This is a genomic window from Stenotrophomonas sp. 24(2023) (assembly GCF_030913365.1).
Taxonomy (GTDB): domain Bacteria; phylum Pseudomonadota; class Gammaproteobacteria; order Xanthomonadales; family Xanthomonadaceae; genus Stenotrophomonas.
This window is the reverse complement of the sequence record NZ_CP133160.1, coordinates 2343674-2366483: the sequence shown is the minus strand read 5'-3', so window position 1 is coordinate 2366483 and position 22810 is coordinate 2343674. Positions and strand designations below refer to the sequence as shown.

22 protein-coding genes are annotated in these 22810 nt (G+C 67.3%); 9 read left to right on the top strand and 13 right to left on the bottom strand.

Features of this window, described 5'->3' with window-relative positions; translation table 11 throughout:
• Nucleotides 1-52: 52 nt before the first annotated feature.
• The 3 genes from Q9R17_RS10505 to cycA all read right to left on the bottom strand — a co-directional run bounded on the left by Q9R17_RS10505 (nucleotide 53) and on the right by cycA (nucleotide 2970).
• The gene (locus Q9R17_RS10505) at nucleotides 53-514 is read right to left on the bottom strand and encodes a GIY-YIG nuclease family protein (protein WP_308154593.1); all 462 of its coding nucleotides are present in this window, start codon (nucleotides 512-514) and stop codon (nucleotides 53-55) included.
• A 73-nt stretch (nucleotides 515-587) separates the two neighbouring features.
• Nucleotides 588-1364: a lytic transglycosylase domain-containing protein gene (locus Q9R17_RS10500; RefSeq protein ID WP_308154592.1), complete on the bottom strand. Its 777-nt coding sequence runs from the start codon at nucleotides 1362-1364 to the stop codon at nucleotides 588-590.
• A 223-nt stretch (nucleotides 1365-1587) separates the two neighbouring features.
• Complete coding sequence (gene cycA, locus Q9R17_RS10495) at nucleotides 1588-2970, bottom strand: D-serine/D-alanine/glycine transporter (protein WP_308154591.1); 1383 nt, start codon at nucleotides 2968-2970, stop codon at nucleotides 1588-1590.
• Between the two features lie 228 nt (nucleotides 2971-3198).
• On the opposite strand from cycA, the gene Q9R17_RS10490 reads away from it, so the two are divergent.
• On the top strand, nucleotides 3199-4824 hold the full coding sequence (locus Q9R17_RS10490) for an EAL domain-containing protein (RefSeq protein ID WP_308154590.1): 1626 nt from the start codon (nucleotides 3199-3201) through the stop codon (nucleotides 4822-4824).
• Between the two features lie 6 nt (nucleotides 4825-4830).
• On the opposite strand, the gene Q9R17_RS10485 is transcribed toward Q9R17_RS10490, so the two are convergent.
• Both Q9R17_RS10485 and Q9R17_RS10480 read right to left on the bottom strand, forming a co-directional pair.
• Nucleotides 4831-6015 carry an MFS transporter gene (locus tag Q9R17_RS10485; RefSeq protein ID WP_308154589.1) on the bottom strand — a complete coding sequence of 395 codons (1185 nt, stop codon included), beginning with the start codon at nucleotides 6013-6015 and terminating at the stop codon, nucleotides 4831-4833.
• Nucleotides 6012-7199, bottom strand: a complete 1188-nt coding sequence (locus Q9R17_RS10480) for a serine hydrolase domain-containing protein (RefSeq protein WP_308154588.1) — start codon at nucleotides 7197-7199, stop codon at nucleotides 6012-6014. Before Q9R17_RS10480 ends, Q9R17_RS10485 begins: the two co-directional genes overlap by 4 nt.
• 171 nt (nucleotides 7200-7370) lie before the next feature.
• Between Q9R17_RS10480 and Q9R17_RS10475 the strand changes: the two genes are divergently transcribed.
• On the top strand, nucleotides 7371-8270 hold the full coding sequence (locus tag Q9R17_RS10475) for a LysR family transcriptional regulator (RefSeq protein WP_308154587.1): 900 nt from the start codon (nucleotides 7371-7373) through the stop codon (nucleotides 8268-8270).
• Nucleotides 8271-8415: 145 nt separating this feature from the next.
• Complete coding sequence (locus Q9R17_RS10470) at nucleotides 8416-9990, top strand: ATP-binding cassette domain-containing protein (protein ID WP_308154586.1); 1575 nt, start codon at nucleotides 8416-8418, stop codon at nucleotides 9988-9990.
• Nucleotides 9991-10095: 105 nt separating this feature from the next.
• Here Q9R17_RS10470 and Q9R17_RS10465 read toward each other — a convergent pair whose 3' ends face one another.
• Complete coding sequence (locus Q9R17_RS10465) at nucleotides 10096-11436, bottom strand: GTP-binding protein (protein WP_308154585.1); 1341 nt, start codon at nucleotides 11434-11436, stop codon at nucleotides 10096-10098.
• A gap of 127 nt (nucleotides 11437-11563) precedes the next feature.
• A complete protein-coding gene (locus tag Q9R17_RS10460) occupies nucleotides 11564-11836 on the bottom strand; it encodes a metal/formaldehyde-sensitive transcriptional repressor (RefSeq protein ID WP_308154584.1) in 273 nt (90 codons plus the stop codon).
• 49 nt (nucleotides 11837-11885) lie between these two features.
• Between Q9R17_RS10460 and dmeF the strand changes: the two genes are divergently transcribed.
• The 4 genes from dmeF to Q9R17_RS10440 all read left to right on the top strand — a co-directional run bounded on the left by dmeF (nucleotide 11886) and on the right by Q9R17_RS10440 (nucleotide 15213).
• Nucleotides 11886-12875 (top strand): CDF family Co(II)/Ni(II) efflux transporter DmeF, encoded by a 990-nt coding sequence (dmeF, locus tag Q9R17_RS10455; protein WP_308154583.1) that lies wholly within the window; start codon nucleotides 11886-11888, stop codon nucleotides 12873-12875.
• Nucleotides 12876-12966: 91 nt separating this feature from the next.
• The gene (locus Q9R17_RS10450; RefSeq protein WP_308154582.1) at nucleotides 12967-13383 is read left to right on the top strand and encodes a hypothetical protein; all 417 of its coding nucleotides are present in this window, start codon (nucleotides 12967-12969) and stop codon (nucleotides 13381-13383) included.
• Between the two features lie 131 nt (nucleotides 13384-13514).
• Entirely contained in the window at nucleotides 13515-14189 is a 675-nt protein-coding gene (locus Q9R17_RS10445; RefSeq protein WP_308154581.1) for a hypothetical protein, read from the top strand.
• 181 nt (nucleotides 14190-14370) lie between these two features.
• Nucleotides 14371-15213: an MnmC family methyltransferase gene (locus Q9R17_RS10440; protein ID WP_308154580.1), complete on the top strand. Its 843-nt coding sequence runs from the start codon at nucleotides 14371-14373 to the stop codon at nucleotides 15211-15213.
• 3 nt (nucleotides 15214-15216) lie between these two features.
• Here the strand turns inward: Q9R17_RS10440 and Q9R17_RS10435 are convergent, their stop codons facing one another.
• Complete coding sequence (locus tag Q9R17_RS10435; protein WP_308154579.1) at nucleotides 15217-16185, bottom strand: polysaccharide deacetylase family protein; 969 nt, start codon at nucleotides 16183-16185, stop codon at nucleotides 15217-15219.
• Between the two features lie 129 nt (nucleotides 16186-16314).
• On the opposite strand from Q9R17_RS10435, the gene Q9R17_RS10430 reads away from it, so the two are divergent.
• Nucleotides 16315-16992, top strand: coding sequence for a hypothetical protein (locus Q9R17_RS10430; RefSeq protein ID WP_308154578.1), 678 nt, complete (start codon nucleotides 16315-16317; stop codon nucleotides 16990-16992).
• Nucleotides 16993-16999: 7 nt separating this feature from the next.
• Here Q9R17_RS10430 and Q9R17_RS10425 read toward each other — a convergent pair whose 3' ends face one another.
• From Q9R17_RS10425 to Q9R17_RS10415, 3 genes are all read right to left on the bottom strand, one after another.
• Complete coding sequence (locus Q9R17_RS10425) at nucleotides 17000-17173, bottom strand: hypothetical protein (RefSeq protein WP_308154577.1); 174 nt, start codon at nucleotides 17171-17173, stop codon at nucleotides 17000-17002.
• 9 nt (nucleotides 17174-17182) lie between these two features.
• Complete coding sequence (locus tag Q9R17_RS10420; protein ID WP_308154576.1) at nucleotides 17183-17995, bottom strand: alpha/beta hydrolase; 813 nt, start codon at nucleotides 17993-17995, stop codon at nucleotides 17183-17185.
• Between the two features lie 167 nt (nucleotides 17996-18162).
• Nucleotides 18163-18579, bottom strand: a complete 417-nt coding sequence (locus Q9R17_RS10415; protein ID WP_308154575.1) for a hypothetical protein — start codon at nucleotides 18577-18579, stop codon at nucleotides 18163-18165.
• Between the two features lie 176 nt (nucleotides 18580-18755).
• Here Q9R17_RS10415 and Q9R17_RS10410 point away from each other — a divergent pair, with 176 nt between their 5' ends.
• Nucleotides 18756-20051, top strand: coding sequence for a retropepsin-like aspartic protease (locus tag Q9R17_RS10410; protein ID WP_308154574.1), 1296 nt, complete (start codon nucleotides 18756-18758; stop codon nucleotides 20049-20051).
• A gap of 42 nt (nucleotides 20052-20093) precedes the next feature.
• Here Q9R17_RS10410 and Q9R17_RS10405 read toward each other — a convergent pair whose 3' ends face one another.
• Together Q9R17_RS10405 and Q9R17_RS10400 are read right to left on the bottom strand one after the other, a co-directional pair.
• Complete coding sequence (locus Q9R17_RS10405; protein WP_308154573.1) at nucleotides 20094-20771, bottom strand: GAD-like domain-containing protein; 678 nt, start codon at nucleotides 20769-20771, stop codon at nucleotides 20094-20096.
• Nucleotides 20768-22618, bottom strand: a complete 1851-nt coding sequence (locus Q9R17_RS10400) for a PAAR domain-containing protein (RefSeq protein ID WP_308154572.1) — start codon at nucleotides 22616-22618, stop codon at nucleotides 20768-20770. Before Q9R17_RS10400 ends, Q9R17_RS10405 begins: the two co-directional genes overlap by 4 nt.
• Nucleotides 22619-22810: the final 192 nt, after the last annotated feature.

Sequence of the window (22810 nt, the reverse complement as noted above, 5' to 3'; positions counted from 1 at the left end):
AGCCGGTGCAGGTGACGGTTGCCCAGTGCGGATGGTTGGGCATGCGTGGCACTCAGGCCTCGATCTGGGTCGACAGCGGGATCAGCTTCTTCAGCGCGGGCGGACGCACATTGATCAACGTCTGCACTCTGCGCTGGACACCCTGCTGGTTGAACAACACGTGCCCCTCTTCGATGAAGTGCCGGATCATCAGTTTTTCCGCCGCCAGCTGGGCCTTCGCGCTGTCCTGACCCGGCCTGAGCTGCAGTTCCCCGAAGCACAGCAGGCGTGCGCCATTGGGTGCCTCCTGGATGCCGACCATCAACCTGTGGTTGTTCAACTGCTGCTTGATGCGGTTACGCAGGTTGTCCGCCTTGCCCACATACAGCGCTTTGAATGTGCTGCCGTGGTTGCGGTAGAACACATACACGCCGGGCTTGGTCGGAATCTGGTTCAGATCGACCTCATACGACCGTTTGTCCGCAGACAACCGCAGCGAGTGCGGTTGGCTCCAGCTGAGATGCGGATTGATCACGTGCTTCCCCTGTTCATTCCATCGGCCGCGCGATTCTGAACCCTGCAGCACGCCGAGGCAATCACGAGGCTCCCTATTTCGCCGGTACTTCGCTGCGGATGCCCATTGCTTCGCGGTAACGCGTGTACAGGGCCATCACCTTGTCCACATAGGCCAGTGTTTCCGCATACGGCGGCACGCCCTTGTAGCGGGTGACCGCACCGATGCCCGCGTTGTACGCGGCAGCGGCCAGCGGGCGGTTGTTGTCGTAGCGGTGCAGCAGCGCGCGCATATAGCGGGCACCGCCCTGGATGGACTGTTCGGCCGAAAACGGATCGCGCACGCCGTATTCCAGCGAGGTTTCCGGCATCAGCTGCATCACACCCTGCGCGCCTTTGCTCGACACCGCCTGCGCATCGAAGTTGCTTTCGGCGTGGGCGATCGCCCGCAGCCAGGCATCATCCACGCCGGTGGCCTTGGCGGCGGCCTTGAACTGTTTGGCGTGCTGGGCCAGCTGCGGTTTGCCGACCTTGCCCAGGCCTTCATGCGCGGGTTCACCGGGCGGTGTGGCCACGGTGAACTTGAGGAACACCCGCGAGCCGGGGAGGTTGCGGGTGGAATAGACGAGCACGCCCTCCTGTTCGCGCTCATACAGCACGCCACTGAACACGCCCATGTTGCCCCACAGGTTCGGGGCCTGCACGGCGTTGTCGTCGATCTCTTTGGCCGTGCAGCGCGAGCCGGGTTCGGGCGCGGTGGCCAGGCTGACCGTATTGCCCTGCACGCAGCGGTAGACGGTGCGTGCGCTGGCCAGGCCGGGCCACAGGCCCAGCAGCAGCGACAGCGCGACGAGGGTGGGGCGGAGGGCCATGGCGGCCGGATGATCCGGCCGCAGCTGCTAATACAGGGTGAATGGGCTGTCCGGCAGAGCTGCGCCCTGCACCTGCCGAATCAGCGGCAACGGCAACGGCAAATGCGGGCTATCCATGGGAGAGCGAGGACGGTCGCGATCTGTCGGGGTCGGAGCCCGTTGCTGTGCGCCGGGCTCCGACCCCCGTGGGGAATCCATGGATGTGACGAAGCAAGGCGACGGCTTACTTCGCGTTCCGGCTCCGCAGCCAATACCCCGCGCCCAGCAGCACGAACCACACCGGGCTGGCGATCAGCGCCTGGCGGGTATCGGCCTGCAGGCTCAGCAGCACCAGCACGCCGACGAAGAACACCAGGCAGGCCCAGCACATGGCCACGCCACCGGGCATCTTGAAGATCGATGCGGCATGGCGTTCCGGGTATCGGCGGCGGTAGACCATGTACGCCACCAGGATCAGCGACCACACGAAGATGAACAGCACCGTGGCCAGCGTGGTCACCAGGGTGAAGGCGGTCACCAGGTTGGGGATCAGGTAGATCAGCAGCGTGCCGCCCAACAGGCACAGGCACGAGAACAGCAGGCCGCGGGCCGGCACCGCCGCGCGCGACAGCTTGGACAGCCCGCGCGGGGCGTGGCCTTCTTCGGCCAGGCCGTACAGCATGCGGCTGGTGGAGAAGATGCCGCTGTTGGCCGAGGACGTGGCCGAGGTCAGCACCACGAAGTTGATCAGGCTGGCGGCGGCGGGGATGCCGGCCAGCACGAACAGCTGCACGAACGGGCTCTTGTCCGGCACCACCTGGCGCCACGGGGTGACCGCCATGATCGCGATCAGCGCCAGCACGTAGAAGATGATGATGCGCACCGGGATCGAGTTGATCGCCTTGGGCAGGTTGCGCTCGGGATTGGCGGTTTCCGCTGCGGTAGTGCCGACCAGCTCGATGCCCACGAACGCGAACACCGCGATCTGGAACCCGGCGAAGAAGCCCACCGCGCCCATCGGGAACATGCCGCCGTCGTTCCACAGGTTGGCCAGCGATGCGGTGTGGCCGCTGGGCGAGGTGAAGCCCCAGGCCACCAGGCCGAAACCGGTGATGATCAGCGCGCAGATGGCGATGATCTTGATCAGCGCGAACCAGAACTCCAGTTCGCCGAACAGCTTCACCGTCACCAGGTTCAGCGCCAGCAGCAGCACCACGCACATCAGCGCCGGTATCCAGGCTTCCAGCCCGGGGAACCAGAACTGGGCGTAGGCGGCGATGGCGATCACATCGGCGATGGCGGTGACGATCCAGCAGAACCAGTAGGTCCAGCCACAGAAGAACCCGGCCCAGGGGCCGAGCAGATCGGTGGAAAAATCGATGAAGGATTTGTACTGCAGGTTCGACAGCAGCAGCTCGCCCATCGCGCGCATCACGAAGAACAGCATGGCGCCGATGATCAGGTAGACGAACACGATGGAGGGGCCAGCCAGGCTGATGGTCTTGCCCGAGCCCATGAACAGGCCGGTGCCGATGGCACCGCCGATGGCGATCAGCTGCAGGTGGCGGTTGGTGAGGCTGCGACGGAGGTGGTCCGGGGAATCGTCGTGGGGGGCGGGGTGGCTCATGGCACGTGGAAGGGGTGGACGAAGCCTGCGACGGTAGCGGTGTCCGCGGCCGCGCGCCAGTCGCAAACAGGCCGGAATCGCCATACCCCGCCGCATTCAGCAGCTTGTGACCGAGTACCGCCCATTGCCCATTCCGCTGGGCCCCGTGCCGTGGTCAGATAGGCTACCGACCAAGGACTGGCCCGCCATGTTCCCTGCCCTGCCCGCCACCCCCCAGGGTGGCCAGCCATGAACCGTGCGCAGATCATCGTCGTGGGCAGCCTGCTGGCGCTGCTGGCGGCCCTGCTGCCCATCGCCGCCATGGTCTATGCCACCTGGGACCGCGCCATCCACGTGGAACAGCAGCGCCTGCGCGGGCTGGCCGACCGCGCCCTGCTGCGTGCCGACCAGTCCTACCGCGCAGTGCTGGAAAGCCTGCAGACCATGGAAGCCAGCGGCCTGGAACCGTGCAGCCCCGAACACATCCGGCGCATGCAGGCCCTGGTGATGCGCACGGCGGCCGTCGACCAGATGGGGTACTTCGAGGATGGGCGCCTGCGGTGCACGTCCTGGGGCCCGGTCACCCAGCCGGTACTGCAGCCCCGCATGGACCATGTCACCAGCGACGGCGCCGGCATCGCCCTGGACGTACGCCCGGAAATCAACGACCGGCGGCCGATGATGGCGGTCTTCCTGGGCGCCCATGACGCGCTGGTGGACCCGGCCCGGCTGGTGGATGTCATCGGCGAACCACACCTGTGCCTGGCGCTGGCCAGCCCGGATGGCCGCCTGCTGGCCACCCAGGGCAACCCCGACCGCACCCTCATGCAGCGCCTGCTGCGCCAGCCCGGCGACGGCCTGGACGGCGATACCCTGTATGCCACCGCGCGCAGCCCGGAATGGCTGGCCATCGCCACCGGCCCACGTACCGCGCTGGCGGCTACCTTCCGCCAGCAGGCCTGGCTGTTCGTGCCGATCGGCCTGCTGCTGGCCGCCGCCGCGGTGGGTGCGGTGGTGTGGAAATCGCGCCAGCGCCTGTCCCTGCGCGGCGAACTGGCCACGGCCATCCGCCGGCGCGAACTGTTCATGCATTACCAGCCGATCATCGAACTGGAAACCGGCATCTGCGTCGGCGCCGAGGCGCTGGTGCGCTGGCAACGCCCGGATGGCAGCCTGGTGCGGCCGGACCTGTTCATTCCCATGGCCGAGGAAGCCGGGATGATCGCCGATGTGACCGACCTGGTCATCGATCTGGTGCTGGCCGACATGCGCGAACTGCTGGTGCACGACCGCAGCGCCCACATCGCCATCAACCTGGCCGCCGAGGACATTTCCACCGGCCGCGCGCTGCGGGTGCTGGGCCAGCGCATGGCCGGCACCGGGGTGCTGCCGCAGCAGATCTGGCTGGAAGCCACCGAACGCGGCTTCCTGGACATCGACCGCGCCCGCACCACCCTGGCCGCCGCGCGCCGCGCCGGCCACAGCATTGCCATCGACGATTTCGGCGTGGGCTATTCCAGCCTGCAGTACCTGGCGCAGCTGCCGCTGGACGCGCTGAAGATCGACAAGTCCTTCATCGATGCCATCGGCACCGACAGCGCCACCAGCCCGGTTACCCCGCACATCATCGGCATGGCGCGCGAGCTGGGCCTGTGGGTGGTGGCCGAAGGCGTGGAAACCGAAGCGCAGCTGGCCTACCTGCATGCCCAGCAGGTGCAGTTCGGCCAGGGCTGGCTGTTCGCCCGCCCGCTGCCGCGCGAGGAATTCATCGCCTTCCATGCGCGCCGCCAGCAGCAGTACGGCGCCGCGCGCGAAGTGATGCAGAACCCGCGCAGCGTGGATATCGAGCGCGAAGCCGACGCCGACGCGCCCTGATCCCGGTCACGCCCAGGCCCGGGGGCGGCCGGCCAGCCATACCGCGCAGGCCAGCAGCAGCACCAGCACGGCCGGCGCCAGCATGGCTGCGCCCTGCAGCTGCAGCAGCAGGCCCCCCAGCACGCCACCGGCGGCGATGGCCAGGTTCCAGCCGGTCACCAGCATCGACTGCGCCAGATCCGCCGCTGCGCCTGCACGCCGCGCCAGCGCGGTCTGGAACAGCGTGGCCGTGCCACCAAAGGCCAGCCCCCACAGCACCACCGCCGCCCACAGCAGCGCCGGCAGGTGCACCTGGCCCAGCAGCAGCATGGCGGCAGCCCCGAAACCGGCAACGCTGGCCCACAGCAGCCCACGCAGATGGCGGTCCACGCCCCAGCCGGCCAGTGCGATGCCGCCCAACGCCGCCAGGCCGAAGGCCAGCAGCACCCCGTCCAGCATGTCCTGGCGTGCCCAGCGCGCGGCCAACGGCGCAATGTAGGTATAGAGCACGTTGTGTGCCAGCACGTACAGGAACATCACCACCAGCACACTGCGCAGGCCGGGCAGCCGCCAGACCGCCAGCAACGGTGTCCGGGTGCCCCCACCGGCCGCCGGCAACGCCGGTAGCGCCAAACGCGCATAGCCCAGCAGCAGCACCGCCAGCACGCTCATCACCGCGAACGCCCAGCGCCAGCCCAGCGCCTGGCCCAGCCAGGTGCCGGCCGGAATGCCCAGCGACAACGCCAACGGCGAGCCGACCATCGCCACCGCGATGGCCCGCCCCTGCAGCGCCGGCACCACCAGCCGCGCCGCATAGCCGGCCACCAGCGACCACAGCAGCCCGGCACTGACACCGGCCACGAAGCGCGCCACCAGGGTCAGCCCGTAGTGGCTGCTCAACGCGGTCACGCTGTTGACCACGGCAAAGCCGGCAATCGCCGCCAGCAGCAACGGCCGCCGCGGCAGGCGCTGGGTCAGCGCGGTCATCGGCAAGGCTGCCAGCAGCGACCCCAGCGCGTACACCGTCACCAGCTGGCCCACGCCGGCATCGCCCACGCCCAGGCTGGCCCCCATCGGCCGCAGCACACCGGCCGGCAGCGCCTCGGTCAACAGGGTGATGAAGGCCCCGCCGGCCAATGCCAGCAGCCCCGGCAACGGCAGGCGCGTGGCAGCGCCGGTGGGCAGGCAGGCGTCCACCGACGCCCCGCTCACGACCGCCCCCGCAGCTCGGCATACACCGCATCACGCAGTGCATCGACGAACGCACCGTGCATGCCTTCGTAGAGGGTGTTGGTCAGCGCCACCACGCTCAGCCCCTGTGCCGGGTCGACGAACCAGCTGTGGCCATAGGCACCGCCCCAACGCCAGGTGCCCGGTGATTGCGGCGTGTTGCCGGCCACCGGGTCACGCAGCACGGCCCCCAGCAACCCGAAGCCCCAGCCGGCCGGCTCCGGCGGCCCCTGCTCGCCCACCTGCGGCGTGCCCAGCTGCGCCGCCAGTGCTGGCGGCAACAGCCCCGAGGCCGGCGCATCGCGCAGGGCCTCCAGCACTTGCAGCACCTCATCGGCGGTGCCGACCAGGCCGGCACCCGCCGACGGGAAGCGCCGTGCATCCAGCACGCGGCGCAGGCTGTAGCCGATGCCCACCACGCCGTCGAACGGTGCCACCACGTCGCCTTCGGCCAGCCGGTGCGGCTGCGGCGTATCGCTCACATACGGCGTGGCCAGCCGCGCCGGCTGGTCGGTGGAAAAAGCGGTATCACGCAGGCCCAGCGGTTGCTGCAGCAGGCGCGCGAACAGCACCTGCAGCGGCTGTCCGGTGGCCGTCTCGGCCACCGCACCGGCCACATCCACACCCAGCGAGTAATGCCACTGGCTGCCCGGCGCGAACAGCAACGGCGCCTGCGCCAGCCGCGCCACGTTCTCGGCCAGGCTCAACGGCGCATCGTCCAGCCCATCACTGACCCCGGCGCGCGCATAGGGCCCCTGCGCGTCCGCTTCCAGGAAGCGGTAGCCCAGCCCGCTGCTGTGGCTGAGCAGCTGGCGCAGGCTGATGTCGGGCGTGCTGCCATCGGCCAGCGCGGGGCGGAACGCCGGCAGCCAGCGCTGCACCGGCGTGTCCAGGTCCAGCACCTCCTCGGCCACCAGCCGCAGCAGCACCGCGGCCAGCAACGGCTTGCTGACCGAGGCCAAGCGGAACAGCTGGTCGTGCTGCATCGGCCGGCCTGCTTCGCGGTCGGCGTAACCGCTGGCGCTGGCGTGCAGCAGGCGGCCATGCCGGCGCACCCGCACCACCGCACCGACCAGCTGCCGGGGATGGGCATCGGCCAGCACCGCCTGCACGGCGGGCAACACAGGGGGAGAGGTATCGGCAACAGCCGTCGCGGCGAGGGACATCATGGGCATCCGTGGAAACGAGCTGCCACGGTAGGCAGCGCCCCGCTGCGGAAAAAGGCGGTCCGCGCTCCGTGCAGCCCGGACCCTGCAGTCCGCTATCAACCGCCTGCACGGAACCGGAAGGCGTGCGATCCTGAGCCGTCGCCGCGTGCTCCCCACCTGCCCTCGCCCATGTCCGTCCTGCACAACCTGGCCAACCTGCAGACCTTCGTGCTGGCCGCCGACACCCGCAGCTTCGTCGAAACCGGCCGCCTGCAGGGCATCTCCGCTTCGGCCGCCGGCAAGTGCGTGGCCCGCCTGGAGCACGCGCTCGGCGTGCGCCTGTTCCACCGCAGCACGCGCAGCATCACCCTCACCGCCGAGGGCCAGCTGTTCCTGGCGCGCTGCCGGCGCATCCTCGATGAAGCCGAGGCCGCACGCACCGAACTGGCCCAGCAGAGCGCGGCCCCCAGCGGCACGCTGCGCATCAGCCTGCCACTGGTGGGCGACCTGTCATTGCCGATCCTCGCCGAGTTCATGCAGGCCTACCCGCAGATCCGGCTGGAACTGGATTTCACCGACCGCCTGGTGGATGTCATCGAGGAAGGCTTCGACGCCGTGCTGCGCGTGGCCGAACCCAGCGATTCGCGGCTCAACGCACGGCGGCTGGGCGTGTTCCCGCGTGCGCTGGTGGCCTCACCGCGCTATCTGGCCACGCACGGCGAACCGCGCACCGTCAGCGATCTGCTGCAGCACCGCTGCCTGCACTACCGCTTCCCCAGCAGCGGCAAGCTCGAGCCCTGGCCGCTGCGCTGGCCCGATGGCCAGCTGCCGCAGGAACTGCCGGTCAGCATGGTGGGCAATACCATCGAAGCGCGCGTGGCCCTGGCCGAGCGCGATTGCGGCATCGCCTTCGTGCCCCTGCACGCCGTGCGCGCCGCACTGGCCGACGGCCGCCTGCGCACCGTGCTCGATGACGCCGTGCATGCGTGCGGCGTGTTCCATCTGCTGTGGCCCTCCGGCCGCCACGTGCTGCCCAAGCTGCGGGTGTTCATCGATTTCATGGATGCCCGCCTGGGCAGCGTGGCCTAGAGCGTTCAGCCACCGGCGCTATACTGGCCCTTCATTCCTCCCAGAGGCTCGCGACCGATGCGCCACTGATGCCGCCGTCCCCGTGACGGCCTGATTCTTCCCGCCCCTGCGTGCAGGGGGAGTCCAAGGCATCGTTGGAGGTCGCATGACCGCTGCTTTCCTCACGCTTGACCGCGTGTCCTTCCGGCTGGCCGATGGCCGCCCGTTGTTTTCCGAACTGTTCTTCACCTTCGAACCGATCGCCACCGGGCTGGTCGGTGCCAATGGCGTGGGCAAGAGCGTGCTGGCCCGCCTGCTGGCCGGGCAGCTGGCGCCCAGCAGCGGCAGCGTGCGCGGCGGTGGCCGCGTGCACCTGCTGCCCGCACTGGGTGCCCACCCCAGCGGCAGCATCGGCGCGCTGGCCGGCGTCGGCCCGGTGCTGGCGGCGTTGGCGCGCATCGAAGCGGGCAGCGTCGATGCGCGCGACTACGCCACCGTGGGCGACCACTGGGACCTGCGCGAACGCCTGCAACAGCGCTGGCAGGCGCTGGGCCTGCCCGACGATCTGCACCCGGCACAACCCGCCGCACGCCTGAGCGGTGGCCAGGCCATGCAGGTCGCCCTGTCCGGCGCCTGGGCCAGTGGCGCCGACTGGCTGCTGCTGGACGAACCGAGCAACCACCTCGACGCCCGTCACCGCGCGCAGCTGCATGACCAGCTGCAGCAATGGAACGGTGGCCTGCTGGTGATCAGCCATGACCGTGCCCTGCTGGAGCAGATGGCACAGATTGTCGAACTGGATGCGCAGGGCCTGCACCGCTATGGCGGCCCGTGGTCGCACTACGCGCAGGTGCGCCAGACCGAACGCGAGGCGGCCGCGGCGCAGCTCGACCACGCCCGTGCCCAGCACCGGCAACAGCAGCGCAACGCGCGCGAACAGCACGAACGCCAGCAGCAGCGCCAGGCGCGCGGCGAGCGCAGCGCACGCACCGCCAACCAGGCGCCGATCCTGCTGGGCGGACAGAAACAACGCGCCGAAGCCAGCCATGGTCGCGCACAGCAGATCCAGGCCGAGCGCCTGCAGGCCAGCGCCACGCGCGTGCGCGAGGCCGCTGCCGGCGTCGAGGCCCCCGTCGCGCTGGCGATGTTCGCTCCGCCTGCCAGTCACAGCACGCAACGGCTGCTGGTCGCGCAGGACGTGGTGCTGCCGCATGGCCACCCGGCGCCGATCAGCCTGGAAATCCGTCGCGGTGAACGCATCGCCGTGGTGGGCGACAACGGCACCGGCAAATCCACCCTGCTGCGCGTACTGGCCGGCGAACAGGCACCGCGCAGCGGCAGCGTGCAGCGGCTGGCACCGGTGGCCCTGCTCGACCAGCAGCTGCGGGGGCTGGGGCCCACCCAATCCATCCTGGATGCCGTGCAGGCGGCGAACCCCGGCGCCGATGCCGGTGAACTGCGCACGCGGCTGGCACTGCTGGGCCTGGATGCCCAGCGCATCACCCGCGCCAGCCACACCCTGAGCGACGGCGAACGGCTGAAAGGCGCGCTGGCCGCCGTGCTGTATGCCGATCCTGCGCCAGCGGTACTGCTGCTGGATGAGCCGGGCAACGCACTGGACATCGCCGCGCTGCAGGCACTGGAAGCCATGCTAGCGGACTACCCCGGCAGCGTGGTGCTGGTCAGCCATGACGCGCACCTGCAGGCGGCGCTGCGGCCCACGCAGGTGGTGGCGTTGTAGCCGCTGGCGGCATTCCCCGTGGGGCAGGCGGGGAATGTCGCTCTGGTTGGGGGCCCTGCTCCGGTGGGCGTCAACGCTACCAACGGATTCTCGCACCGGCCGGCATCATCCCGCCGATTGCCCCCGCTTCCACACCGGGAACGCCTGCGGCAACTGCTGCCACAACAACGGCCCAGCGCGCATCTCGATATCGTTCAACAGGCAGGCATCCAGTTCACCGCGCACCGAGGCTTCATCCATGTGCACGCCGATCACCACCAGTTCCTGCCGGCGGTCCCCCCACAGCGGATGCCACAGCTGCGCCAGGGTGCCGTAGCCACCTTGTTGCCCGTATTCCTCCGGCGTCGGCAACGGGGCGCTCCAGCACTGCGCCTGCTGCCGTGCCCACCCCAGGTCCGAATACGGTACCGGCGTAGGCGGCAGCAGCGGCGTGGTGTCTTCCAGTCCGGCACGCACGCGCTCGCGCGCCGCATACCAGAAACCCGCCGCCTGCGTGCGCGTGGCCGCACCGACTGCATTCAATTCACCCACCCAGTCCATGCGGTTGGCCAGCCAGAACCAGCCCTTGCTGCGGATCACCCCGTTCAACCCGCCCTGCAGCGCGCGCGAAAAACGCAGCGGATGGAACGGCCGGCGCGCACGGTAGACGAAGCTGGTGATGCCGTATTCCTCGGTCTCCGGCGTGTGCTCGCCACGCAGTTCCTTGACCCAGCCCGGCGCCTGCTGGGCACGCTCGTAATCGAAACGGCCGGTATCCAGCAGTTCATGCAATGGCACCTGGCCCTGCTCGGCCAGCAGCAGGCGCGCATCGCGATTCAACCCGCGCAGCACCGCCAGCGTGTCCTGCAGGGTCTGCTCATCGGCCAGATCGCACTTGCTCACCACGATCACATCGGCAAATTCCACCTGCTCGCACAGCAGGTCCACCACGCCACGGTCATCCTCGGGCCCGGCCTGCTGGCCGCGCTCGGCCAGGCGCAGGGTGGAACCGAAATCAGCCAGGAACGCACTGCCATCGACCACGGTCACCAGGGTGTCCAGGCGCGCGATATCGCTCAGGCTGAAACCGGCCTCATCGCGCACGGCAAAGGTGGCGGCCACCGGCATCGGTTCGCCGATGCCGGTCGATTCGATCAGCAGGTAGTCATAGCGGCCACTTTCAGCCAGCCGCCGCACTTCCTGCAGCAGGTCATCGCGCAGCGTGCAGCAGATGCAGCCGTTGCTGAATTCCACCAGCGTTTCTTCGGTGCGGCGCAGTTCGGCGCCGCCATCGCGCACCAGCTGCGCGTCGATGTTGACCTCGCTCATGTCGTTGACGATCACCGCCACGCGGCGGCCCTCGCGGTTGCGCAGGATCTGGTTCAACAGGGTGGTCTTGCCCGCGCCCAGGAAACCGGACAGGACAGTGACGGGCAGGCGGGTATCGGCAGGGGCAAACGTGTTCATGCGGGGCGGCAGCGGCTGCGGGAACGGAAATGTTACTGTATAACACTTATCGCTCCAGCGGTGGCCCGGGGCCGGATCCCCCGCTCTCTCTCCAAGGTTGATGGATCCGGTCCCGGCCCCGACCCCGCTAGCGCCCGTAGCGCTTGAGCAGTTCCACCAGCACCTGGGCCTCGTCCGCCCGTACCTGCGGGTCCTCGGCGGCCACCACGTGTTCCTGCAGGTGGTCGTGCAGCAGTTCCATCAGCAGGCTGTGGGCGGCGCCGCGCACGGCGGCCACCTGCACCAGCACGTCGGCGCAGTCGCCGCCCTGCTCCAGCGCGGTTTCCAGGGCCGACACCTGGCCGCCCAGACGGCGGACGCGGGTGAGCAGCTGTTTCTTGTTCTTGTGGGTATGTGCCATGCCCCGGATCATATACCCTATGGGGGTATCAACACAGCCCCTTCCGACCATGTACCTGGATTCCCTCGCCGATGCCCGCCGCCACCATCACCGCTTCGATGATGGCAACCCGCTGGCCGAACGCAGCACCCGCCGCGCCTTCTGGCTGACCGCCGCGATGATGATCGTGGAGATCATCGGCGGCTGGTGGTTCAACTCGATGGCAGTGCTGGCCGATGGCTGGCACATGAGTTCGCATGCCCTGGCCCTGGGCCTGTCCGTGTTCGCCTACCGCTGCGCGCGCCACTATGCCGGCGATGCGCGCTTTGCCTTCGGCACCTGGAAGATCGAGATCCTGGCCGGCTATACCAGCGCCATCGCGCTGCTGGGCGTGGCCGCGCTGATGGTGGTGCAGTCGCTGCAGCGGCTGTGGGAACCGGCCGCCATCCACTACAACGAAGCCATCGCCATCGGTGCGGTGGGCCTGGTGGTGAACCTGGTCTGCGCCTGGTGGCTGCACGACAGCCCGGGCCATGCGCACCAGCATGGGCATGGGCATGGGCACGATCATGGCCATGCGCACGATCATCACGGCCACGCCCACGATGACCACAATGCAGCACACGGGCACGGCCACGATCTCAACCTGCGCTCGGCCTACGTGCATGTGCTGGCCGATGCGGCCACCTCGGTGCTGGCCATCGTCGCCCTGCTGGGCGGCAAGCTGTTCGGCATCGCCTGGCTGGACCCGGTGATGGGCCTGGTCGGCGCGGTGCTGGTGGCGGCCTGGGCCTTCAGCCTGCTGCGCGACACCGGCCGCATCCTGCTTGACGCCCAGATGGATGCCCCGGTGGTGGCCGAGGTCCGCGAGGCCATCGAGCAGGGCCCGTGGCAGGCCCGCCTGTCCGACCTGCACGTCTGGCAGGTGGGGCGCGGCAAGTTCGCGGTGTCGGCCAGCGTGGTCACCGACGATGCCGGGCTGGATGCCGATGCCATCCGCCGGGCACTGGCCATCCACGAGGAGCTGGTGCACGTCACCGTGGAAGTCCACCGGGCCTGAGCAGCCGCCCGGCAAATCTTGCCGAATTTCCGTAAACGGCCGGGGTTTGCCCGGCCTACACTGCGCGCACCTGCCCTGTCGGGACCCACCGATGCGCGCACGCCACCTGTTGCTGACCGGCCTGCTCCTGCTGCTGGCCGCCTGTTCCGACCGCGGCTACCTGCCGACCTCGTCCGACCCGCTGCTGGGGTGCTTCGCCACCGGTGCACGCAAGCCACCGGATTTCCGCATCGAACGCGATGACGGCCGCTACTACGCGGCCTTCCTGCGCAACGAAACGTGGGAACGCGAGCAGGCGCCACTGTACAAAGCAACCCGCAACGACATCACCCGCTACTTCCGCGATGACGCCGACCAGATCGGCGATGCCCTGATCCGCCAGTCCGGCGGCTTCGGCATCTTCCACTTCAACAAGGGCGCTACGCTGAAGGGCAAGGCCAGCGACAGCGATTACATGGCGCTGGTGCTGATCGGGGCCGGGCCGGTGTATCCGGTGAAGTGTGATTGAGCGGAAGGCATACACGCGATCGATCGAATGAGGAAAGTTTTAATCACACTCATACCCACCTCACGTCACAGCCAAGACTTCGAACTTTGTTGACTCTCGTGTCTCCACAACAGAGAAACGGAGACTCACAGATGTACAAGAAGATTCTGGCAATGTGCGTGACGATGACTGCGGCCATGCCCGCCTTCGCAGATTCCGACCTGAGCACCGACAGGACCGAACGCAGTCCTCAGGGAGACCTGATCATCGTTCGTCGCACTGCGTGGCCGGATTTTGATGGCGGCACGGTTCAGGTAGAGCAGCATCTGAAACCAGATGGATCAGGTCGTCTCATCTATCGATACAAGGACCAGCCGGAAGCCACAAAGCTCTATCACCAGGCATTCTGTGCCTCCATGGATATGCAGCCTTCGCAAGGGGAAGGAAGGATAGAGGGGCCGGCAGCCGGTTGGGCGTGCACGAGTGAAATGGATATCGACGGGCGAAGCTCCCATGTGGGGCCAAAGAGCATCGACTGGGTAACGGCAACAGCACCGAGCGGGCAGGTTCCTGTCGGGGTCTCTTACTACTCGACGGGGCAGATGGCTGCAGAAAGCTCGGTCGCCGGCACCCGAACAGCAAGAATCGGGGTAGACAATGGCCGGTGCGACTTCAGTGATACGCGCCATTACACGTCCTCCTTCTCTCTCAGGGAAGCAGTGGGTGTCACCTGCATCGTTCATGAGTCACGATTCGTCAGTACCTCGCTGGACGTCTGCATTCCAAAGCAATGTGCATCCAACCGCGGGACACAATTTGCCAGGTAGCTGAATCCGTCCCGGCGACCTTCGGTCTCCCCAAGGAGGTCGCTGGGATTCGCATCACTGAAACGCCGAGCACAGCCTGAACGATTGCCAATTTCGCCAACCTGGGTGAGATGAACGCTCGTCCAGACCCTGATGGAAGCTGCGGTACCATGCCCTCCCCCAATCCGCCCCGGTAACCGCCGTGCCCCACTACACCGGCCCCCTGCTGACCCGTGACTCTGCCGCCACCCTGCAGGCCGCCCAGGCCAAGGGTGCGGTTGAATGGCAAGGATCGCTGGATCTGGGCCGCAGCCAGGAAGTTGTGGCGCTGGGCGGCGAGGGCTTCACCTTCCGTGGCCAGGCCTACCCGTGGCCGGGCAAGCTGAAGGACCGTACGCTGTACTACTGGGATGGCGAGGAATTCGCGCCGATCTCGCGCTTCAGCGGCTCGCTCATCAAGCTGGTCCCCACCGAATGGGGCGCGCCCACCTTCGAGATCGACGGCATCAAGATGCTGCCGACGTCCAAGCTCTCCCCCTTCGAGGATGCCCGCCGCAAGGTTGAACTGGTGGCCCCGGCTGGCAAACGCCTGCTCGATACCTGCGGTGGCCTGGGCTACTTCGCCGCCTGTGCGCTGGACGCCGGTGTCGGCCACATCCAATCGTTCGAGAAGAACCCGGATGTGATGTGGCTGCGCACGCTCAACCCGTGGTCACCCGACCCGGAATCAGCCGCCGCCGGTGGCCGCCTGCAGTTCGGCCAGGGCGATGTCTCGCAGCAGATCGAACAGATCGCCAGCACCAGCGTCGATGCCATCCTGCACGACCCGCCACGCTTCGGTATCGCGGGGGAACTGTACTCGCAGGTGTTCTACAACCACCTCGCCCGCGTGCTGCGCAAGGGCGGCCGGCTGTTCCACTACACCGGCGCGCCGAACAAGCTGACCAGCGGCCGCGATGTACCGCGCGAAGTGGCCACGCGCCTGGAAAAGGCCGGGTTCAAGGCGGCGCTGGCGCTGGATGGGGTGCTGGGCGTGCGGCGCTGAGCCTCACTCCGACTCCACCTTCGCCAGCTGCATCACCCACGCCGGCACGGTCGGCTCACCGGCATAGAATTCCTTCGGCTTCTTCTCGGCCATCGCCCAGCGGTGCAGCCAGCTGGGGCCGAAGCGCCCGTTGTAGCCTTCGCTGCCGCGCGCATACGCCGGGTCGCGCAGCGCTTCATCCAGCGAAATGAAGCGGTAGCCCCGGCGCTTCGTGGCCGCCACCAGTTCAGCAAACGTGGCGGCATTGAGTTCATTGGCATGCATCAGCCACACCTGCGGCAACGCATAGCCCAGCAGCACCTGTGACTGCTGCTCGTAGTAATCCACCTTGTTCAGCATGTACGGCACATAGCCCTTGCGCAGCCGCTCCAGCACCGCCTCGCGCGCGGGACCGGCCGGCTGCTCGTTCATCACGTTGGCATAGGCGAACGCCCAGACCCACTCGCCGTTGTCCACCGTCACCGGCGCGATGCGGTAGCCATGCACGGCGTAGAACGTATCCATCAGCGCGCGGTCTTCGGGCGTCCTGCCAGCGCGCAGGTAGGGGTGGCGCATGTAGCGGGGCACCTGCCCGCGCTCGGCCAGCAGCGGGCGCAGTTGCTGTTCGCCACGCAGGAAATCCTGCTGGAACGCCGCCACGCCCTGCGCATTGAGGTCCATGTGCGAATAGGTGTGGTTGCCCAGCTCGTACCCCGCGTCCAGCCAGTCGCGCAGCATCTGCACGCGCTCCGGGCGCACCTGGCCGTCCACTTCCAGCTTGCTCTCGTTGACGAAGCCGATCACCGGCACGCCGGCCCGGCGCAACTGCTGCTGCAGTGCCTGGTGGCGCGCCTGCAGGTCAGGCGGGGTGATCTTGTCCACCCGTGCCCACGGCAGATCATCGATGGTGACAGCAATACGGCGGTCGGGCCCGGCCGCATGAACGGCCAAGGAAAGCAGCAACAATGGCAACGCGCGCAGCAGTGATCGCATGGGGTCCCTCCTCGATGACGCTGGCATCATAGAGCCATCCCTTTGCTGCATGCGCCAGCTGTGGCGAAAGTCATGGGCGGTTGCCGGTGCATCGGCGATGATGGTCCGGCATGAACAGGAGAATGAAGCATGGATGCGCTGTACCAGGTCGTGCGGTTTCTGGCCCCGCCGTTGGCCGCCGTGGTGGTGACCGCACTGGGGCTGGCCTGGGCCCGGCACCGTACCGCCCGGCTGCCGCCCGTGCCACTGCTGCCCGAGCACAGCCAGTCCCCCCACCCGGCCGCACAGCGGCGCTACCGGCGCCTGCTGCGCCGCAAACCCCACCTGCGCACGCAACTGCGGCCGGCCGACATGCCGCGCCGCTGGGGCATCACCGCCGGCGTACTGGGCCTGCTGGCGCTGGTGGCTACCAGCCTGGCACTGCCCGATGGCGCACATTTCCAGGTGAAGGTGGAACGCATGGTGGGCTACCCGGCCACCGTGGTCGAACTGCGTGTACCGGCATCCGCGCAGGCGAAGGTACTGCAGGCCTGGCAGCCCGTCCTGCAGCCGGCGGCGCGACAGGTGGTGATGCGCTATCGCCTTCCACGCACCAACACTGACACCGTCACCACCGCCGTGCAGCCCATACAGGTGCGGCAACGCGGCGATCTGCTGCAGGTCGCAACCGCGGTGCCCGTCGACCACGACAGTCTTCGTCAGGCACTGGCCGATTGCGTGGGGATCGCCCCCTCTGCCCTCCAGGTGCACGATGACGGCCGGTTTGCCCCCGCATGGCAGATGGGCTGGGCAGCCCTGGCCGACTGAGCCGGCGCTATTCCCCGCGGGGCAGCTTGGCCGCCCACATGTTGTCGATCAGATTGGGATACGGGCGCCCGTTTTCCTCGGCGCGCTGGCGCGCAGCATCCTTCTGTACCGGCGACAGCGGCTGTGATTTCTGGCCCTTCGGGTTGGGCTTTTTCCACGGGGGTGTCTTGGACTGGCGCATCTGCGCAGCTTAGCGCTTCAGGAAGTCCAGCAGCGCCAGATTGAACGCATCGGCATCACTGGCATTGCAGCCATGTGGCGCATCCTTCAGCAGCACAAGCTCACTGCCGGCGATGGCCGCGTGCGTGCGCTTGCCCGAGCCCTCAAATGGCACGGTCGCGTCACTGTCACCGTGCAGCACCAGCGTGGGCACGGTCACTTTTTTCAGGTCGGCGCGGAAATCGGTAGTGGCAAAGGCCTTCATGCACCCCAGCGCCGCCGTCTGGTCCGACTGGTGGCACAGCGCGATGGCCTCCTTGCGCTGCGCCTCGGTCACCTTCAGCTGGCCGTTGGCACTGAAGAAATCGTTGATGAAGCCATCGAAGAACGCCTCGCGGTCCTTTTCCAGACCTTCGCGCATCTGGTCAGCCTTGTTCTGCGGCAGCGGGCCATCAGGGTTGTCGGGCGACGTCAGCAGATACGGGGGTACCGCCGCAGCGAAGACCACACTGTGCAGGCGCTCTTCGCCATGGTTGGCCACGTAGCGCGCCACTTCACCGCCGCCCATCGAAAAGCCCACGAGGGTGACGTCCTTCAGGTCCAGGTCGTCGATGATCCCGGCCACGTCCGCCGCCAGCGTGTCGTAGTCATAGCCATCGGCGGGCTTGTCCGAACGGCCGAAACCACGGCGGTCGTAGGCGATCACCCGGTAGCCGGCATCGCGCAGTATGGGCACCTGCGGTTGCCACGCCTGCGCCGACAGCGGCCAGCCATGGATGAGGATGACCGGGCGACCGGTGCCGCCGGAGTCTTCTACGTGCAAACGAACGCGGGGAGCGGTCATGGGAACACCTCGGGGAAGGGGAACGCTCAGGCTAGGCGGGGCGGGCTACGGGCCTCGTGAAGGAATCGGCGCGGGTACTGACATGGCGTGCACAGGGCCTGCCGGAACCGCGCCTGCGTAGCTGTACGCCATCCATGGATACGGTTCGTACGATCTGCCCCTGCATTTCAAGGCCGTATTTCAATCAACGTACCTGCCTGGAACAGCAGCGGCACCTTCACCTGCCCCGCGCTGGTGGATACGCGCAGGGTCAACACCTGCCGGCTGCGGGTACAGGACGTCGTGATGCCGTCCCACCAGCCGCGCCCAGGCAGCCGGGCATTGATCGCTTTCAACTGCGCCGGTGCCAATGCGCTGCCATCCACCGTCAGGCTGACCAACCGTACCGGGTGCGGCGAGGCGATCTCCAGCACGAACGCGGTATCGCCGCAGCGCAGCCGATGCGTGGAGGTGTAGTCACTGGCCGGCACCCCGTCTTCGGTGCGCACCGACTGCAGCGGCGCAGCCGCCAGCACCACCATCGGGCACGCCAGCCCCATGGCCACAACGGCCAACCCTGCAATACGGGAAAGTATTCTGTTCACTGCGCGTTCTCCTGTGCCAAGTGCAATGTCCATGGGCGCACCGGTGATGACGGCGCAGCGGCATGACACCACGATGACAGGCCCCTGCACAGGGGTGATCGCAGATGGCTGAACCTGTCCGCGCCCGGTCTGTGGTACACCTCGTCTGGTCTGGATGGAGCCATGGAACCGATGCAATGAAGGCAGGGATGTTCATCGCGCTGTGCCTGGCGCTGGCCGCGCCTGCAGCGGCCGCCACGCGCAACGTCGTCGCACAGGACAGCAACGGCATCACGCTGGCCGTGCTGCGCGGCGATGCGCCCGCCCTGCAGCGCATCGGCAAGAGCGAATCGGTCGCCAGGCTGGCGGGCCGCGCGGGCTATTACCGGGTGCGTGGGGATATCGCCCAGTCCAACCGCTGGGCCGACGCCTGCATTGCCGATGCAGCCGTGCTGGCCGAAAAGAACCACGGCACCCTGTACCTGTGCCGCAGCCTGCGCGCCGGCAACCGGCTGATCGAGGGCGATGTAGCGGGCTGGGCCACGGACATGCTGCAGGTGCGTGCGCTGTACCAACACCACGTGGCGCCGCAGCTGCAACCTGGCGAAGGCGTGCATGCGCTTACCGAACCGGCCTTCGCGCGGTTCAGCCACTGGCCCACATCCACCACGTTGCAGGCACCGGTAACGGCCGGCACGCGGCTGGCCGTGTCCGACCGCGCGGGCGTGCCGGTGGCCCGGGGCACCCTGCGCGATGGCCGCGACGGCACCCGGCGCGCCATCGAATCGGATTTCATCGTCGATACCGGTGCCACGCACTCCCACCTCAGCCGCCAGGCCGCTCAGGCGATGGGCCTGGCCGTCACCGAAGGCTTCGCGGTGGAAGACGCCGGCACCGGACACCCGGTACGGATCGGCCTGGCCACCCCACTGGATCTGGAATTCAACGGCATCCACTTCAAGGACGTGGCCTTCACCGTGACCGATACGATGCCGGTCAACCTGATCGGGCTGGACCTGCTGCGGCGCCTGGGGCCCTTCGTGCTGCGCGGCGGCCAGCTGGAAACACTGGCGGCCCTGCCGGCGGCCTGCCAGTCGCCACTGAGCGTGACCTCCGGCCTGTGGGGCGAGCAGTATTCATTGCGCCTGCCCATGCGCATCGGAAAGCGCGATGAGCGCGTGCTGCTGGATACCGGTTCCAATGGGGTGCTGGAAGCCTCCGGCATCAGCCTGGCCGGCTACCCACCGCAGGCGCTGGTGCAGACCCAGCGGCTGACCGTGCATGGCATGCAGCCGGTACGCCACGCCGAGGCCACCTCGCCGGTCACCTTCAATGGCATCACCGCCACGCTGCCCACGCGCGTGAACGACCAGCCCGCCCGCGTGTTCCCCGTGGCATGGACACTGGGCTATGGCCTGCATGACCGCTACGACTACTACCTGGACGTGGCCAACGCCCGCGGTTGCCTGCTGCCCGTCCCCCCGCCCGGATGACCGTAGACCGTTCCGATGGCCGGCAACCTGGCGTGGCTGCTTTCAACGCCCACGGTTCTTTGCTTCCTTCACGATGTCCACCATGATCCTGCGCTCTCCAAGCTGGGCGAGGAACATCAGGTGTTCGGCCGCTTTGACCTTCTTCAGGTGATCCAGGCGGCACGGCCCGCCCATGGCCAGTGCCGGGACGAAGCCATACATCTCGTCGTGGGCCAGCGGGCCCAGCAGTTTCACGGCGCGGTCAAAGAGGGGGACATCCTTGTCGTCGGTCTGATCGACCCTGTTCAACGTCATGACAGCCAACCAACCTGAAATCAGCAAGTCTTCTTCGCCTGCGTTCATCCAGCGGGATTGATCCGTTGGAAAGATCATTGCCCATGGGCAATTGATGGTCAGGCTGCGACCGGTCTTGGTTCCCCATAGGGTCAAGTCCCCGAACGCCTTGCGCCCGATAACGTAGTAGTCGTCTTGTCCATGGAACTCGGTTCCGTAGAGCCAGGCGTTGAGCACCTCAGCGTAGTCGTCCGGATCGGTCATCCAGAATCGTCCCTCGCCGTAGCCTGCGAAGCCGTAGGCCTGCCAGTATTCCAGCAGCTTGTCGGGAACCTTTCCCCGGTAGTGCTGCAGCGTTGACGGAGGCACGGGCCGGGCATCAACCGCCGGCCCAAAACCCTCGTCTGAGTAGAAGAGTTCGAAGTCCTCATCAACCATCTTTATCATCTGCAGCGCTCCAATCCTCCGTTCATCTTTGTGGTGCGTCGCTCGCTTGCCGGCACCTGTCGTGCCGCTGCATCCAGGTCCTGGATACGCGCGGTCTGGTCCTTCTTTGCCTGACGCCATTGACGACCGATGGTGTGGTTGACCTCGCCATCGCCGAAGTCGGCGATGATGTCCTTGCCGCCTGCCACAAGGTCGGGATTGTGCAAGGCGTTCAAGGTCTTCATCGTTTCATCGGCATACGCATCCGCTAAACGCTTTGCTTCTCTTGCAGAGAAACTTCGCTTCAACTCATTGAATTTTTCATTCTGGAGTTTGTCTCTGAAGTCCTCTCTTGCCTGCCTGGCGGCCGTTCTATTGCGGTTCTTCGGATCAAATGCCTCACGGGCACTGAGGTAATCCTCCACGCTCATATCGTTGAGCCCCTGTTCCTGCCCCTTCAGTTGCCGGTCCATCTCCGGGTACTTCGATGCGGGCAGCTTTTGCGGACTGAAACAGGGTAGCGCTTTACGGGGCATGCGCTTGGGGAGCCGCTTGGTTTCCACGGTGTGGTTGCCATCGGGCCTTCGGTTGCCATCGGCCTGCCGTCGCTTGCCATGGCGCAGCGCCTTGCCCAGGCCCTTGAAGGCATCCTCCACACCTTCCATCAGATGCAGAAGCCGTTTACCGATGCGCGTGGCGGTGTTGCCCGCCTTGGCCGCCGCATACCCAAACCCACCTGCGCCCCCCAGCTCGACCGTCACCGCCGCCAGCAGGATGGACACCACCACATCCATCATGATCTGCCCGCCGAAACGGGCTTTCAGATTGTCCTGCTCATCCGGCGGCACCGCTTCCCACCAGGCCAGGCCAAACGCGGGTAGCAGCTGGGTGATGGCGGGGTCTTCGATGAGCAGGTTGAACAGCTCTTTGCTCTCGCTGGCCGCTTCCATCACCTTGATGCCGGCCGCGCGCAGGGTGGCGATCCTGCGATCCATTCCATCCCGGTCGCCCGTGAGCACCAGGCCGGTCCACGCCTTGATCTCGCGGTCGGTCCTGTACATCAGCACGGCCAGGTCCACGGCGGTCTCTACCGTGCCCACCACGTAGTCCCAGGCCCCCTGCCCAGCGCCTAGCACCTGATTGCCGCGCTGCAGACCCCAGCGCTTGATCGGGCCGGCCTCGTCCCACTGCCGCCACTCCGATGCCATGTCGATGCGGGTCTGGGCCACGATGGCATCCAAAGCAGCCTTGAGCCGCGCACGCGCTGCCAGGATGGCCGCGTCGTCTTCGTCGCTCACATCGGGCTGGAACAGCACCTGGACCGTCTGCATCGGTCCGATGGTTACTTCAGGGATGCGTGCGCGCCCTGCATCATCCAGCTGACCGGTCACCACCCGGTCGTCGGGCAGCATCAGCTGATAGCCCACACCACGCACCGGCGTACGGTCGAGATCGCCGTAGTGGTAGTGCAGCAGGATGTCCTGCTTCTGTGGCTGCGCTACCGCTGGCTTGCATGGGGCGGTGCCGGTGGCGACAAGCCCGGCGGACGATGCCGCGGCAGTTGCAATTGCAGATGCAGCCAAGGGCCTACCGCTGCCGCCCGATGCCACCGAGACCGTATGTTGCCGGTTGGCCAACAGACGGCACCCGCACGCCAGCGAATCGCCATGGCGGGCCAGGGGCTGGCCATCGATCAGGAAGGTGGCATCGCCGGTGACGATGGCGAAGAAGCCGCCATGTTTCGGGCAGCTGGCCTTGTCGCCTACGCGGGCGATGGCCATGCCGTTGATATCGGTATCCGGTGAACCGGTCAGCACCTCGCCGCCGCCGGTAGTGCGGTCGCCAACGACGATCACGATCCGCGTCATGTGCTGTCCATTGCCCATTGATGGGCAAGGAGGCTAATGAGCGGTGTCGCAGGCAGGTCTTTCCGTGCAGATTTTTGCGAGTACTCCTAGAAGCGCGCGGTCCATTGAGCTTCCTGGGTGCTACATGCCTCGCTTTCGATCAACTGAAACAATGCTGATTGCGACGTCGGTACTGATGGCTATCTGCCACAC

What these genes read in the sequence shown, in the direction of transcription:
- Q9R17_RS10500 (WP_308154592.1), bottom strand. Translation starts at nt 1,364, where the DNA reads ATGGCCCTCCGCCCCACCCTCGTCGCGCTGTCGCTGCTGCTGGGCCTG.
- cycA (WP_308154591.1), bottom strand. Translation starts at nt 2,970, where the DNA reads ATGAGCCACCCCGCCCCCCACGACGATTCCCCGGACCACCTCCGTCGC.
- Q9R17_RS10490 (WP_308154590.1), top strand. Translation starts at nt 3,199, where the DNA reads ATGAACCGTGCGCAGATCATCGTCGTGGGCAGCCTGCTGGCGCTGCTG.
- Q9R17_RS10480 (WP_308154588.1), bottom strand. Translation starts at nt 7,199, where the DNA reads ATGTCCCTCGCCGCGACGGCTGTTGCCGATACCTCTCCCCCTGTGTTG.
- Q9R17_RS10475 (WP_308154587.1), top strand. Translation starts at nt 7,371, where the DNA reads ATGTCCGTCCTGCACAACCTGGCCAACCTGCAGACCTTCGTGCTGGCC.
- Q9R17_RS10470 (WP_308154586.1), top strand. Translation starts at nt 8,416, where the DNA reads ATGACCGCTGCTTTCCTCACGCTTGACCGCGTGTCCTTCCGGCTGGCC.
- Q9R17_RS10465 (WP_308154585.1), bottom strand. Translation starts at nt 11,436, where the DNA reads ATGAACACGTTTGCCCCTGCCGATACCCGCCTGCCCGTCACTGTCCTG.
- Q9R17_RS10460 (WP_308154584.1), bottom strand. Translation starts at nt 11,836, where the DNA reads ATGGCACATACCCACAAGAACAAGAAACAGCTGCTCACCCGCGTCCGC.
- dmeF (WP_308154583.1), top strand. Translation starts at nt 11,886, where the DNA reads ATGTACCTGGATTCCCTCGCCGATGCCCGCCGCCACCATCACCGCTTC.
- Q9R17_RS10450 (WP_308154582.1), top strand. Translation starts at nt 12,967, where the DNA reads ATGCGCGCACGCCACCTGTTGCTGACCGGCCTGCTCCTGCTGCTGGCC.
- Q9R17_RS10445 (WP_308154581.1), top strand. Translation starts at nt 13,515, where the DNA reads ATGTACAAGAAGATTCTGGCAATGTGCGTGACGATGACTGCGGCCATG.
- Q9R17_RS10435 (WP_308154579.1), bottom strand. Translation starts at nt 16,185, where the DNA reads ATGCGATCACTGCTGCGCGCGTTGCCATTGTTGCTGCTTTCCTTGGCC.
- Q9R17_RS10430 (WP_308154578.1), top strand. Translation starts at nt 16,315, where the DNA reads ATGGATGCGCTGTACCAGGTCGTGCGGTTTCTGGCCCCGCCGTTGGCC.
- Q9R17_RS10425 (WP_308154577.1), bottom strand. Translation starts at nt 17,173, where the DNA reads ATGCGCCAGTCCAAGACACCCCCGTGGAAAAAGCCCAACCCGAAGGGC.
- Q9R17_RS10420 (WP_308154576.1), bottom strand. Translation starts at nt 17,995, where the DNA reads ATGACCGCTCCCCGCGTTCGTTTGCACGTAGAAGACTCCGGCGGCACC.
- Q9R17_RS10410 (WP_308154574.1), top strand. Translation starts at nt 18,756, where the DNA reads ATGAAGGCAGGGATGTTCATCGCGCTGTGCCTGGCGCTGGCCGCGCCT.
- Q9R17_RS10405 (WP_308154573.1), bottom strand. Translation starts at nt 20,771, where the DNA reads ATGATAAAGATGGTTGATGAGGACTTCGAACTCTTCTACTCAGACGAG.
- Q9R17_RS10400 (WP_308154572.1), bottom strand. Translation starts at nt 22,618, where the DNA reads ATGACGCGGATCGTGATCGTCGTTGGCGACCGCACTACCGGCGGCGGC.